This window comes from Segeticoccus rhizosphaerae, from assembly GCF_005222685.1.
Classification (GTDB): domain Bacteria; phylum Actinomycetota; class Actinomycetes; order Actinomycetales; family Dermatophilaceae; genus Segeticoccus; species Segeticoccus rhizosphaerae.
In genome coordinates, this window is the sequence record NZ_SWMA01000059.1 from 1 (window position 1) to 12,251 (window position 12,251).

At 69.7% G+C, this 12,251-nt stretch carries 12 protein-coding genes and 1 pseudogene; 9 read left to right on the forward strand and 4 right to left on the reverse strand.

Annotated elements, in window-relative coordinates:
• Window positions 1-87 precede the first annotated feature (87 nt).
• The 4 genes from FCN22_RS20615 to FCN22_RS20630 all read left to right on the forward strand — a co-directional run bounded on the left by FCN22_RS20615 (window position 88) and on the right by FCN22_RS20630 (window position 3,787).
• The gene (locus tag FCN22_RS20615; RefSeq protein WP_202911723.1) at window positions 88-1,473 is read left to right on the forward strand and encodes an HNH endonuclease; all 1,386 of its coding nucleotides are present in this window, start codon (window positions 88-90) and stop codon (window positions 1,471-1,473) included.
• Between the two features lie 84 nt (window positions 1,474-1,557).
• On the forward strand, window positions 1,558-2,130 hold the full coding sequence (locus tag FCN22_RS20620; RefSeq protein ID WP_137123443.1) for a DUF488 domain-containing protein: 573 nt from the start codon (window positions 1,558-1,560) through the stop codon (window positions 2,128-2,130).
• Window positions 2,131-2,212: 82 nt separating this feature from the next.
• Window positions 2,213-2,929 (forward strand): VOC family protein, encoded by a 717-nt coding sequence (locus FCN22_RS20625; protein WP_137123444.1) that lies wholly within the window; start codon window positions 2,213-2,215, stop codon window positions 2,927-2,929.
• A gap of 111 nt (window positions 2,930-3,040) precedes the next feature.
• Window positions 3,041-3,787 (forward strand): SDR family oxidoreductase, encoded by a 747-nt coding sequence (locus FCN22_RS20630; RefSeq protein ID WP_137123445.1) that lies wholly within the window; start codon window positions 3,041-3,043, stop codon window positions 3,785-3,787.
• Window positions 3,788-3,909: 122 nt separating this feature from the next.
• On the opposite strand, the gene thpD is transcribed toward FCN22_RS20630, so the two are convergent.
• The gene (gene thpD, locus FCN22_RS20635) at window positions 3,910-4,806 is read right to left on the reverse strand and encodes an ectoine hydroxylase (RefSeq protein ID WP_137123446.1); all 897 of its coding nucleotides are present in this window, start codon (window positions 4,804-4,806) and stop codon (window positions 3,910-3,912) included.
• 258 nt (window positions 4,807-5,064) lie between these two features.
• Here thpD and serA point away from each other — a divergent pair, with 258 nt between their 5' ends.
• Entirely contained in the window at window positions 5,065-6,261 is a 1,197-nt protein-coding gene (serA, locus tag FCN22_RS20640) for a phosphoglycerate dehydrogenase (RefSeq protein ID WP_238384882.1), read from the forward strand.
• 75 nt (window positions 6,262-6,336) lie between these two features.
• Window positions 6,337-6,834 carry a glutathione peroxidase gene (locus FCN22_RS20645; protein ID WP_137123448.1) on the forward strand — a complete coding sequence of 166 codons (498 nt, stop codon included), beginning with the start codon at window positions 6,337-6,339 and terminating at the stop codon, window positions 6,832-6,834.
• Window positions 6,835-6,884: 50 nt separating this feature from the next.
• Here the strand turns inward: FCN22_RS20645 and FCN22_RS20650 are convergent, their stop codons facing one another.
• The 3 genes from FCN22_RS20650 to FCN22_RS20660 are packed head-to-tail and all read right to left on the reverse strand — an operon-like array spanning window position 6,885 to window position 8,712.
• Window positions 6,885-7,637 carry a type 1 glutamine amidotransferase gene (locus FCN22_RS20650; protein WP_238384883.1) on the reverse strand — a complete coding sequence of 251 codons (753 nt, stop codon included), beginning with the start codon at window positions 7,635-7,637 and terminating at the stop codon, window positions 6,885-6,887.
• Between the two features lie 41 nt (window positions 7,638-7,678).
• On the reverse strand, window positions 7,679-8,398 hold the full coding sequence (locus FCN22_RS20655) for a VIT1/CCC1 transporter family protein (protein WP_137123449.1): 720 nt from the start codon (window positions 8,396-8,398) through the stop codon (window positions 7,679-7,681).
• Complete coding sequence (locus FCN22_RS20660; protein ID WP_137123450.1) at window positions 8,398-8,712, reverse strand: 4a-hydroxytetrahydrobiopterin dehydratase; 315 nt, start codon at window positions 8,710-8,712, stop codon at window positions 8,398-8,400. Before FCN22_RS20660 ends, FCN22_RS20655 begins: the two co-directional genes overlap by 1 nt.
• Before the next feature lie 157 nt (window positions 8,713-8,869).
• Between FCN22_RS20660 and typA the strand changes: the two genes are divergently transcribed.
• The 3 genes and pseudogenes from typA to FCN22_RS20675 form a co-directional block, all read left to right on the forward strand.
• Window positions 8,870-10,765: a translational GTPase TypA gene (gene typA / locus FCN22_RS20665; protein WP_137123451.1), complete on the forward strand. Its 1,896-nt coding sequence runs from the start codon at window positions 8,870-8,872 to the stop codon at window positions 10,763-10,765.
• 124 nt (window positions 10,766-10,889) lie between these two features.
• A complete protein-coding gene (locus tag FCN22_RS20670; protein ID WP_137123452.1) occupies window positions 10,890-11,888 on the forward strand; it encodes an ABC transporter permease in 999 nt (332 codons plus the stop codon).
• A 100-nt stretch (window positions 11,889-11,988) separates the two neighbouring features.
• Window positions 11,989-12,251 (forward strand): annotated as a pseudogene (locus tag FCN22_RS20675) (hypothetical protein); the annotation flags it as partial.

The following is a 12,251-nucleotide window of genomic DNA, read 5'->3' on the forward strand; positions in this document are numbered from 1 at the left end:
GCCGACATCAAGCCCGCGCCCAACGCTGCCACTACGCCCGCCGCGGCGCCTCACCATAAGTGCGGCTGTAGTACTAGGGTCAACGACATGGTCCACGAGACAGCGACGCCGCATCCGGAGCCCACCACGGCTCCGGATGCAGAGGCGCTGGCTGCCTGGATCGGCCGCCTGGCCGGCGTCGACCCGGCAGGGCTGTCGAGCCGGGCCATGATCGATCAACTGACTGCCCTGGAGCGGGTGAAGTCGGCTGCTGCGGCTGCGCAGGCACGCTTGGCGGCCGGTTTCGACCAGGCCCAACGCGACGCCGAGGCGGCTCGAGGGGTGCCGAGCGAGCGGAGGGGCAAAGGCGTTTCCGCGCAGGTTGCACTCGCCCGTCGCGACAGTGCCTTCCGGGGCCGTCAGCACCTCGGTCTGGCCAAGGTCCTCACGATGGAGATGCCACACACCCTGGCAGCCCTGGAACGCGGGGATCTCAGCGAGTGGCGCGCGACGCTGATGGCGCGTGAGACGGCGACGTTGTCCCGTGACGACCGGGCGAAGGTCGACGCCGAGATGGCGGACCACCTCGCAGATCTCGGTGACCGGCGGCTTGCCGCCGAGGCTCGCGAGCGCGCCTACCGACTCGACCCGGGCTCGGCGCTCCGCGGTGTCCGAGGCGCGCGGGCCGATCGCCGCGTCACCGTGCGCCCCGCACCCGACACCATGACAAACCTCACCGCGTTCCTGCCCGCTGAGCAGGGGGTCGCGGCCTATGCCGCGCTCAAGGCCGTGGCAGACCGGCTCCGCGCGACGGGCGACCCCCGCGGTCGCGGCCAGATCATGGCTGACGAGCTCGTGCGCCGGCTGACCGGACAGGGTGCGGCCTGCGACGTTCCGATCGAGGTCAACCTGGTGATGGGGGAGGACTCGGTCTTCGGCGGGAGCCACCAGCCGGCCCACTTGGTCGGCTACGGCCCCGTGCCCGGACCGGTCGCACGAGAGCTCCTGCGCAACAGCGACGCCAGGGTCTGGCTGCGCCGGCTGCACACCGACCCACACGATGGCGCGCTGGCGTCGATGGACCGCCACCGCCGCGAGTTCAGTCCGCTGATGCGCAAGCTCCTTGTGCTGCGCGACCAGACGTGTCGCACCCCGTGGTGCGATGCGCTGATCCGACACGCGGACCACGTGGTCGGTGTCGACGAAGGCGGCGAGAGCAGCCGCGACAACGGCCAAGGCCTCTGCGAGGCCTGCAACTACGTCAAAGCCCTCCCGGGCTGGCACAGCACGCCGGTGGCGAGGCGGTTCGGCTCGCGTCATGTCGTCGATCTGGTCACCCCGACCGGCCACACCTACTCCTCGCACGCCCCGGCCCCTCCCGGTCGGCCCTCGCCTGGGGCTCGACGGGCCCGCCAGCTGCGACTTGCTGGAGGCCGGTCGCCGTCTTCGCGCAGCGTGTTCGAGACCAACCTCCAGCGGCGACTGGCCTCCTGAGTCCGTGCTCCTTCGCCTCGTCCTGCACCTGCCCGGCGTGGCAGCGGCCGCTGCCCGGGGGCCAGGCGATGGCAGGATGCGCACATGGTGACCGCCGGCCTGCTGACCTTCGGTCACGGGCGTCTGACCCGGGAAGAGCTGTCGCGGTTGGTGGGCGGCGCGAGCATCGAGCTCGTGCTCGACGTCCGACGATTTCCCGGTAGTCGGTCCAACGAAGCCGCCGCGCGTGGACAGGTGCCCGACCTGTTGCAAGAGATCGGCGTGGCCTATCGCTGGGACGAGCGGCTGGGGGGCCGCCGACGTCTCACCGCGGCGGAGGAGGCGAAGTCGCCCGACAGCTGGTGGCAGGTGGCGGCGTTCCGCGCCTACGCCGCGTGGACCCGCTCGCCCGACTTCCGGGCAGCGATGCCTGACCTGCTGGCCGATGTGGCACGAGCCCGCACCGCGGTGATGTGCTCCGAGGCGGTGTGGTGGCGCTGCCACCGCCGCATCATCAGCGATGTCGTCCTCCTGGGCCACGACGTCCCGGTCCACCACCTGATGCACTCCGGAGCCCTGACGCCCCACCGCCCGAGCGCGGGCGCGCGGGCCACCGCCGAGGGCGCGCTCGTGTGGGACCAAGCGACCGAAGGCGAGCGTCCCCCGAGCGCCGATTGAGCGCCCTCCGCTCCGATACGGCGGGCCGTCCCCGCTCCAAACTCGTTTGCAGGACCGGCAACCGCTTCGATACGAAGGGGCCATGCGACTGGAGAACATCGTCTGGGACGCCCGCGACCCGCACCGCTTGGGCACGTTCTGGGCCGCGGCCCTCGACGCGAGCCCCATGACCGACGAGCCGGAGGGGTTCGAGGCCCGGATGAGCCTGGGCGACGACCTCTTCCTCGACCTGTGCCTGCAACGCGTCGCCGAGCCGTCCGACTCACCTGCGCGGCTCCACCTGGATCTGCGGGGCGACAAGGACCAGGAGCACCACGTCCAGCGCCTCCTCGGCCTCGGGGCACGGCGCGTCGACATCGGGCAGGGCGACGTCCCGTGGACAGTGCTGGTCGATCCGGAGGGCAACGCCTTTTGCGTGATGGAGCAGCGCGAGGCCTATCGCGACACCGGGCCCATCGCTGCGCTGCCACTGGACAGCGCCGACCCCGACCGGGACGCCGCGTTCTGGGCCGAGCTGACCGGGTGGCAGTCGTATGACGGTGTGGCACCAGCGTCCCTTCGCCACCCGTCAGGCCGTGGCCCGGTCCTCGAGTTCTGCCCCGAGCCCGAGCCCAAGCAGGGGAAGAACCGACTGCATCTCGACGTCCGTGCCGAACTCGGGGACGAGGACCTCGTGTCCCGCGCCTTGGCTCTGGGGGCCCGCAGTGCCGAGATCGGCAGCGATGACCTGCCGTGGACCGTCCTGAACGACCCGTCGGGCAACGAGTTCTGCATCCTGGAGCCGAGCCGGTCCGGCTGACCAGCGTGCTGCGGTCTCTGTAGGCCGCTGCGAGCCGGGGCTCGGCGCTCGGTGCTCGGTGCTCCGTGCCCGGGACAGCGTCGCGCGAAGCGCCAGTGTTCACTGGGTGTCATGGACGGACGGCTGACCCTGATCACCGGTGGCACGCGCGGCATCGGCGCTGCAGCCGCCACGCGGCTCGCCGAGGAGGGCCACGACCTGGTGGTCGGCTACGCGCACGACGACGAGGCCGCGGGGACCACCGTGGCGAAGATCCGAGCTCTCGGTCGTGCCGCCCACGCCGTGCGGGTGGATCTCACCGAGCCGGCTGGCGTGGACCACCTGTTCGACGTCGTCGCGCGCCACGGTCGGTTGACCGGCGTGGTCAACAACGCGGGCGCCACCCTGCACATCGGCGCCCTCGGCGAGACTCCCGTCGACATCATCCGCGCGGTGGTCGACCTCAACCTGACCGCGGCGCTGCTTGTCGCTCGCGCTGCCGTGCGGGCCATGTCCCAGGCACGAGGCGGCGGGGGAGGCGTCCTGGTCAACGTGTCGTCGGGCGCCGCGACCCTGGGTTCACCCGGCGAGTACGTGCACTACGCGGCGGCCAAGGCCGGCGTCGACGCGATGACGCTCGGCCTGGCGCGCGAGGTGGCCGCGGACGGCATACGGGTCGTCGGTGTCGCGCCCGGGGCCGTGGAGACGCGGATCCACGCCGACGCGGGTGAACCCGCACGCAACGAGCGGCTGGCGCCGAGCATCCCGTTGGGCCGTGCCGCGCAGCCGTCGGAGATCGCCGAGGCCATTGCCTGGCTGATGAGCGATGCGGCGTCCTACGTCACCGGATCCACGCTTCGCGTCGCCGGCGGTCGCTGACGCAGAGGACCGGGACGGGCGGGCGAGGACTCAGCTCGCGGTCGCTCGGCCTGGCGTCTTGCGCGGTTGCACGCCCCGGGGACGACCGGTGCAGGACGCCAGGGCCGAGACCGGCCCAGAGGTCACCCCAGTGGGCTGTGGTCTCGAGAGCCGAGGAACGCCGGGCGCGGCGACGGAGCGGCATACGGCTCGACGCAGGCGTTCTCGACGCTGTTGTAGACGATGAAGATGTTGGACCGTGAGAAGGGCGTGACGTTGCCGTTGGATGCGTGCATGCAGTTGGAGTCGAACATGATCGCGCCACCGGCCCGGCCCTCGAGGACGTCGATCCCGTAGCGGTCGGCGAACTCGGTCAGCGTCTCCCGGTCCGGGGTCCCGGCACCCTGCATGACCAACGAGGTCTTGTAGTTGTCGTCCGGTGTGGCGCCGGCGCAGGCGATGAATTCGCGGTGGGATCCGGGCATGATCATCAGCGGTCCGTTGAACGAGTAGTTGTCCGTCAACGAGATCGAGAGGCTCACCGCGCGAGGCTCGGGCATTCCGTCCTCCGCGTGCCACGTCTCGAAGTCGGAGTGCCACGAGAACTCCTTGCCCTCGAAGCCGGGCTTGAAGTTGACCCGGCTTTGGTGGATGTAGACGTCGGAGCCCAAGATCTGGCGGGCGCGCTGAACGACCTTGGGGTCATGGGCGATCCGGCGGAACACCTCGCTGGTGCGGTGCACCTCGAAGATGCTGCGGACCTCCTGCGACTTCGCCTCGATGATGGTGCGCTCGTCGGCCCGCACCTCGGGGTCCGCAGACAGCCGGCGCAGCTCGTCCTGCAACGACCTCAGCTCATCAGGCGTGACGAGCTGGTCGATGGTGAGGTAGCCGCGCTCGGCGAAGTGCGTCAGGACCGCCTGGTCGAGCGGCCCGTCGGCCGCCCGGCCGTGGACCACGTCACCGCCACGGCGCAGGACCTGCGCCGCGCCCTGGCGGGTGGGGTAGAGGTCGGTCAGGCTGGGAGCGGTGGTCGTCACGGTTCCTCCTCGCGTCGGTGTCGGCCGGTCGACCAACACGCCGGCGTGGCGCGAGCAGCAGCATGGTGCACCCGGGCGAACCCACGGGACGTGTCAGACCGACCACGTCCCCCGAAGATCACATGGTCGGGGCAACAGAAGCAAACCCGCACCAGGGAACGCCCGACCGACGGAGCGACCTGAGGCCGACGTGGGGGGGGATCTCGACAGATGACCGGGGCCGCTGTCGGCGCCCGCCGGCGTGAGAGAGTGAACGGCGTGAAGGCCCTGCTGCTGGAGAACATCCACCCGCTCGCGACGACCATCCTCGGCGACGCCGGCATCGAGGTCGAAAACGTCTCGGGCGCCCTCGACGAGCATGAGCTCATCGAGGCCCTCGACGGGGTCGACCTGCTCGGGATCCGGTCCAAGACGGAGGTCACCGAGGCTGTGCTCTCAGCCCGCCCCGAGCTCACCGCCATCGGCGCGTTCTGCATCGGCACCAACCAGATCGACCTGGCCTCGGCTGCGGGCCGTGGCATCGCGGCCTTCAACGCGCCCTTCTCCAACACCCGCTCGGTCGTGGAGCTGGCCATCGCCGACATCATCGCGATGGCTCGCCGGCTCACCGTCCGCGACAAGGCCCTGCACGACGGTGTCTGGGACAAGTCGGCGTCGGGCAGCCACGAGATCCGCGGGCGCAAGCTCGGCATCGTCGGCTACGGCAACATCGGTTCGCAGCTGTCCGTCGTGGCCGAGATGCTGGGTATGCAGGTCTATTTCTATGACGTTGACGACAAGCTCGCCCTCGGCAACGCGCGACGATGCTCCTCACTCGAGGAGTTGTTGGACACGGTCGAGACGGTGACCCTTCACGTCGACGGCCGGTCGGGCAACGCCGGGATCTTCGGCGCCGAGCAGTTCGACCGGATGCGCCCGCGCTCACTCTTCCTCAACCTCTCCCGTGGGTTCGTGGTGGACTACGACGCCCTCCGGGAGGCCGTGGTCTCCGGCCACATCGCCGGCGCGGCGGTGGACGTCTTCCCGAAGGAGCCCAAGAGCAAGGGCGAGTCGTTCGAGTCACCCCTGCGTGGACTGCCCAACGTCATCCTCACGCCGCACGTCGGCGGCTCCACCGAGGAGGCGCAGGAGGACATCGGCCGGTTCGTCGCGACCAAGCTGCGCGACTACGTCCGCACCGCCGGCACCTCCCTCTCGGTCAACCTCCCGCCGCTGTCACCGGGGCCGGAGGACCACGCGCACCGGATGGCGCACATCCACACCAACCGCCCCGGCGTGCTCGCCGACATCAACCAGGTCCTCGCCAAGCACGACGTCAACATCGAGGGGCAGATGCTGGCGACCCTGGGTCAGACCGGGTATGCCGTGACCGACAGCGGGTCGCCGCTGTCACCGGAAGTGGTGGCCGAGCTCGAGGCCGTCCCGGAGACGATCCGTCTGCGCGTCCTCGGCTGACCGCCGGTTGGCCGTGCGGCCGACGGCACAGCGCCCACCAGCCCGTCGAACGGCCTCGCGTGAGAGCCTGTCGGCATGAGCCTCTTGGACACCCCCATCGCCCGACTGGACGGCACGCCCGCGACGCTCGGTGACCTGACCGGCGCCAAGCCGGCCCTGCTGGTCAACGTCGCCAGCCAGTGCGGCATGACCCCGCAGTACTCCGGGCTCGAGCGCCTGCACCAGCAGTATGCCGAGCGCGGCTTCTCTGTCGTGGGTCTGCCCTGCAACCAGTTCGGCTCACAGGAGCCGGGCACCGCCGAGGAGATCCGCGAGTTCTGCTCGACCAACTACGCCGTCACCTTCCCGATGACCGAGAAGATCGAGGTCAACGGTGAGCGCCGGCACGACGTCTACGAGGGCCTCGTCTCGACCCCCGACGCGACCGGCCACTCCGGCGACATCCGCTGGAACTTCGAGAAGTTCCTCATCGACGGTGACGGCACCGTGGTCGCTCGGTTCGAGCCGCGCACCGAGCCGGACGACCTGGCCCTGGTGGCGGCCGTCGAGAAGTTGCTCCCGCAGCAGGACTGAGGGCGCCTGCCAAGGCCGAGCGTCTCAGCAGCGCACCCTCCAGACCGCGCTCAGGAGCCGCCCGCGGCGGGCTCCGCCTCCAGGCGAGTTGCCGCCAGCCCCGCGAAGCGGACCGCCAGGGGCCGCCAGTTGGTGCGTAGGCGCTCCTGCGCGGCGTCGACGGCCGCAGACGTGGCGAAGACGTCGACGCCGTCCTCGCGGGGGATCGCCGCGGACGACTTGTCGACCGTCCAGCTCCGGAACTGGGCCGCCGACGTCTCCGGGTGGAACTGCACGCCCCATGCACGGGCGCCCCACCGGGCCGCTTGGACGGTCCCGTCCGGCGCCGTCGCCAGCCGGGTGGCGCCTTCGGGCAGCCGCGTCACCACGTCGTTGTTCCACTGGATCGCCTCGGAGCCCTGCGGCACGGGTCCCAGCAGCGGGTCGGCGAGACCGTCCGCGGTGAGCGAGACGGGGGTCAGTCCCGTCGCGTGACCGCAGGCGTTCACCTCGACCAGGCCGCCGAGCGCCGCGGCCGCCAACTGGTGGCCGAGGCAAATGCCGAGGAAAGGCTGGTCGTCCTCGATGACGGTCCGGATGAGCCGTTTGGTCGGGGTCAGCCAACGGTGGGTCGCGTCGTCGTTCGCGCCCATCTCGCCGCCGAGCACCACCAGAGCGTCGTGCTCGCCCAAGTCGCGGGGGACGGCTGCGCCCGTGTGGGCGAGGACGACGTCCAACTCGACGCCGACCTCCTCCCACCACTGGCCGAACCACTCCGGCGGGCACTCGTCCTCGTGCTGGATCACCAAGAAGCGCAACGTCACGCGTCGAGCGTACTGGTCGCCAGCAACGCCCACGCGCCGAGTCAGACGGCCAGGCCGATCAGGTTGCCGATGCCGAAGGTGACGGCCATCGCCAGGGCGCCCCCGAGCACGTTACGCACGATCGCCGGACGCGGCGGTGACTCGCCCATCCGGGAGCTCACCCATCCCGTGCCGACCAGGGCCAGCAGCACGGCGACGAAGGTCACCCCCACCCGAACGCTGGCTCCCGGCAGGGTGATGGCGAGCAACGGCAGCAGCGCTCCGGCGGTGAAGGCGATGAAGGAGGCCCACGCCGCGTGCCACGGGTTGGTGAGGGCTTCCGGGTCGATGCCCAGTTCCACCTCGGCGTGGGCGGCCAGGGCGTCGTGCTCGGTCAGCTCCAGCGCGACCTGACGGGCGAGTGCGTGCGAGAGGCCACGATCGACATACAGGCCGGTGAGCTCGTCCAGCTCCTCGTCGGGTGTCTCGTGCAGCTCGCGCCGCTCCTTGTCGAGGAGCGACTGCTCGCTGTCCCGCTGGGTACTCACGGAGACGTACTCGCCCACGGCCATGCTCATCGCCCCGGCCACCAGCCCCGCCACGCCGGCGATGAGGATGGCCGAACGCTGCGTCGTGGCACCGGCGACGCCCACGACCAGGCCTGCGGTGGAGACGATCCCGTCGTTGGCACCGAGGACCCCGGCGCGCAGCCAGTTGAGCCGGTTGTGGAAGTCCTGCTCGTGCGGTTCGTCGTGGAGCGGCGTGGTGGCGTCCACGGTCATCAGTGGTGGTCTCCGGCGGTCGCGCCGAGGCGGTCCGCAGCCTGGCGGATCCGGTGGGCGAGCTCGATGTCCAGCTGCGTCAGGCCACCCTCGGAGTGGGTGGACAGCCGCCAGGTCGTGACCTTCCAGCGGATGTCGATGTCGGGATGGTGGTTCATCTCCTCGGCCACGTCGCCCACCTCAGCCACGAGCCGGATGGCGCTCGGGAAGTCGGGCGCGTCGTAGGACGCCGTGACAGCGTCACCATCCCTCTTCCAGCCGGGCAGATCGCCCAGCTGGCGGTTGATCTCCTCATTGGTCAGCAACCTGGACATGACTTCAGCCTCGCAAACGCGGATCCTCCTGTCGAGGAAGGAATGGCTGCCCTCAGCCCCGCACTCCGGTCGCTAGTCGCCGTGGCCGGCTGCCCCTCGCGAGGGGCAGAAACGGCGGTGGTCAAGAGCACCCCTTCGCGGCTGCAACAATCTCCCCATGCCCATGCAGACCCGCGGTGACATCCGCAATGTCGCCATCGTTGCCCACGTCGACCACGGCAAGACCACGCTCGTCGACAAGATGCTCTGGCAGACGGGTGCATTCGGGGCACACGCCCACGTCGACGAACGCGCGATGGACTCCGGGGACCTGGAGCGGGAGAAGGGCATCACGATCCTGGCCAAGAACACCGCGATCCACTACGCGGGAGCCTCTGCCGCGGAGGCGGGGCAGCCGGACGGGGTCACGATCAACATCATCGACACGCCGGGTCACGCCGACTTCGGCGGCGAGGTCGAGCGGGGGCTGTCCATGGTGGACGGCGTGGTGCTGCTCGTGGACGCCTCCGAGGGGCCGTTGCCCCAGACCCGGTTCGTGCTGCGCAAGGCGCTCACGGCGAACCTGCCGGTCATCCTGTGCATCAACAAGGTCGACCGCCCCGACTCGCGCATCGCCGAGGTGGTGGACGACACCTACGAGCTCTTCCTCGACCTCGACGCGACCGAGGAGCAGATCGACTTCCCGATCGTCTACACCTCCGCGAAGGCGGGGCGCGCCTCGCTGAACCGACCGGAGGGCGGCACCCTGCCGGACGGCGAGGACCTCGAGCCACTCTTCAAGACCCTGCTCGGGACCATCCCACCCCCGTCGTATGACGATGAGGCGCCCCTGCAGGCGCACGTCACCAACCTGGACTCCTCCAACTTCCTCGGTCGACTGGCACTGCTCCGGGTCCACAACGGCACGATCAGCAAGGGCCAGCAGGTGGTCTGGTGCCGCCACGACGGCAGCCAGGAGAAGGTCAAGATCACCGAGCTGCTCATGACCGAGGCCCTCGAGCGCAAGCCCGCCCAGAGCGCCGGACCGGGTGACATCATCGCCGTGGCCGGGATCCCGGAGATCACCATCGGCGAGACCCTGGCCGATCCGGACAACCCCGTCCCGCTGCCGCTCATCACGGTGGACGAGCCTGCCATCTCGATGACCATCGGCACCAACACCTCGCCGCTCGCCGGCCGGGTCAAGGGGGCCAAGGTCACGGCCCGCCTCGTCAAGGACCGCCTCGACCGCGAGCTCGTCGGCAACGTGTCACTCCGGGTGCTGCCCACGGAGCGTCCGGACGCGTGGGAGGTGCAGGGCCGCGGTGAGCTCGCCCTCGCGATCCTGGTGGAGCAGATGCGGCGGGAAGGCTACGAGCTGACGGTCGGCAAGCCCCAGGTCGTCACCAAGCTGGTCGGCGGCTCGGTCCACGAGCCCTTCGAGCGGCTCACGATCGACGCGCCGGAGGAGCACCTGGGCACGATCACCCAGCTCATGGCCGTGCGCAAGGGCCGGATGGAGCAGATGACCAACCACGGGTCGGGGTGGATCCGGATGGAGTTCATCGTGCCCTCGCGGGGGTTGATCGGCTTCCGGACGGAGTTCCTGACCGACACCAGGGGGACGGGAATCGCCAACCACGTCTTCGAGGGCTACGAGCCGTGGGTCGGGGAGATCAAGACTCGCCAGAACGGCTCGCTTGTCGCGGACCGCACGGGTGTGGCAACCTCCTATGCGATGTTCAACCTGCAGGAGCGGGGGACGATGTTCCTCGAGCCCACGACCGAGGTCTACGAAGGCATGATCGTCGGTGAGAACTCTCGCGTGGAGGACATGGACGTCAACATCTGCAAGGAGAAGAAGCTGACCAACGTGCGCTCGGCCACCTCGGACGTGCTGGAGCGGCTGGTGCCGCCACGCATGATGAGCCTCGAGCAGTCCCTGGAGTTCTGCCGCGAGGACGAGTGCGTGGAGGTCACGCCCGACGCCGTCAGGATCCGCAAGGTAGTCCTCGACCAGGCGACTCGGGCCCGCACCGCTGCTCGAGCCCGTTCCGCCGCGAGGTCGGAGTGACGCGCACGGTCACAATCGGGAGAAGCCCGACCCCATACCGCAACGAAACCGGTAAAGGGGAGTTAAAGTCGGTCGTTGGCGGTCCGGGCCAGTCCCTTGGACCTGGGATGGAGGTGCCACGCGTATGACGGTTACTGCCGGTGAGTTCGACGTCGACAGCGCTATAGGTGGTGAAGAGCGCGACACCACGATCGCTGGCCGTTCCCCGGGTCAGATAGCCCGGTCGCGGTTCCGCCGCGACAAGGTCTCGATGGTCTGTCTCGCCATCCTCGTCTTCTTCATCCTGCTCGCCATCGCGGCACCCATCCTCAACGCTGTCGGTGTCATCGACCCCGACTCCGGCCACCCGGACCTGGTGCAGGGGATCGGTTCGATGCCCACCGGTCACCTCGGCGGCGTCAGCTCCGACCACTGGCTGGGCGTGGAGCCACAGACCGGGCGCGACCTGCTGTCCCGTGTCGTCGTCGGACTGACCTCGTCGTTCATCATCGCGGCGTCCGCGACCTTCATCGCCATCTTCATCGGCACGGTGGTCGGCATCATCTCCGGCTTCTCAGGCGGCTGGGTCGACACCGGGCTGGGCCGGTTCATGGACCTGGTCCTCGCCTTTCCCCAGTTGCTCATGCTGCTGGCGCTGTCCCAGCCGCTCAAGGACCGCCTCACCGCGATGGGCGTCCCCGATGGCAACACGGTCGACTTCGCCTACGTCATCATCGTGCTGGGCTTCTTCGGCTGGCCCTACTTCGCCCGCATCATCCGCGGCCAGGTGCTCTCGCTCCGCGAGCGGGAATTCGTCGAGGCCGCGCGGTCGCTGGGCGCCAAGGGACCTCGCATCTGGTTCACCGAGCTGCTGCCCAACATCTGGGCGCCGATCCTGGTCTACATGAGTTTGATCCTCCCCCAGTACATCGCTGCGGAGGCGACACTGTCCTTCCTCGGCGTCGGGATCCGCCCGCCGACCCCGACGCTGGGTAGCCTGCTGACCGACTCGGTCAACTACCTGCTGGTCGACCCGATGTTCTTCTGGGCACCGGGCGGACTGCTGGTCATCATCGTGCTGGCGTTCAACCTCGTCGGCGACGGACTGCGCGACGCCCTCGACCCCAAGTCCGATCGGCACTAGTGATGTCGGCACGGATCCCCACTCACGTCTCCACGGCAACCGCCGCGGAGGAGATCACTGCCCCCACCAAGGGGCAGTGCAACCGCAAAGAGGAGAGCGCATGAAGCGCACAACGAGGGGAGCGCTGCTCGTGGCGCTCTCGAGCACCGTGGCCCTCACCGCGGCCGCCTGTGGAGGTGGCAGCGACAACGGTGGGACCGGTGGTGGCAGCACCGCAGGCAGCACCGGGGGCAGCACCGCTGGTAGCACCGGCGCCCAGGGCCCGACCAGCTCGGAGAAGGGCGGGACGCTCTACTACCTGACCCAGCGCAACGCGGAGCACCTGGACCCGCAGCGCACCTACATCGGCCGCGACATCGGCAA

What these genes read in the sequence shown, in the direction of transcription:
- FCN22_RS20655 (WP_137123449.1), bottom strand. Translation starts at nt 8,398, where the DNA reads ATGACCGTGGACGCCACCACGCCGCTCCACGACGAACCGCACGAGCAG.
- FCN22_RS20660 (WP_137123450.1), bottom strand. Translation starts at nt 8,712, where the DNA reads ATGTCCAGGTTGCTGACCAATGAGGAGATCAACCGCCAGCTGGGCGAT.
- FCN22_RS20670 (WP_137123452.1), top strand. Translation starts at nt 10,890, where the DNA reads ATGACGGTTACTGCCGGTGAGTTCGACGTCGACAGCGCTATAGGTGGT.
- FCN22_RS20615 (WP_202911723.1), top strand. Translation starts at nt 88, where the DNA reads ATGGTCCACGAGACAGCGACGCCGCATCCGGAGCCCACCACGGCTCCG.
- typA (WP_137123451.1), top strand. Translation starts at nt 8,870, where the DNA reads ATGCCCATGCAGACCCGCGGTGACATCCGCAATGTCGCCATCGTTGCC.
- FCN22_RS20625 (WP_137123444.1), top strand. Translation starts at nt 2,213, where the DNA reads ATGCGACTGGAGAACATCGTCTGGGACGCCCGCGACCCGCACCGCTTG.
- FCN22_RS20645 (WP_137123448.1), top strand. Translation starts at nt 6,337, where the DNA reads ATGAGCCTCTTGGACACCCCCATCGCCCGACTGGACGGCACGCCCGCG.
- FCN22_RS20620 (WP_137123443.1), top strand. Translation starts at nt 1,558, where the DNA reads ATGGTGACCGCCGGCCTGCTGACCTTCGGTCACGGGCGTCTGACCCGG.
- FCN22_RS20630 (WP_137123445.1), top strand. Translation starts at nt 3,041, where the DNA reads ATGGACGGACGGCTGACCCTGATCACCGGTGGCACGCGCGGCATCGGC.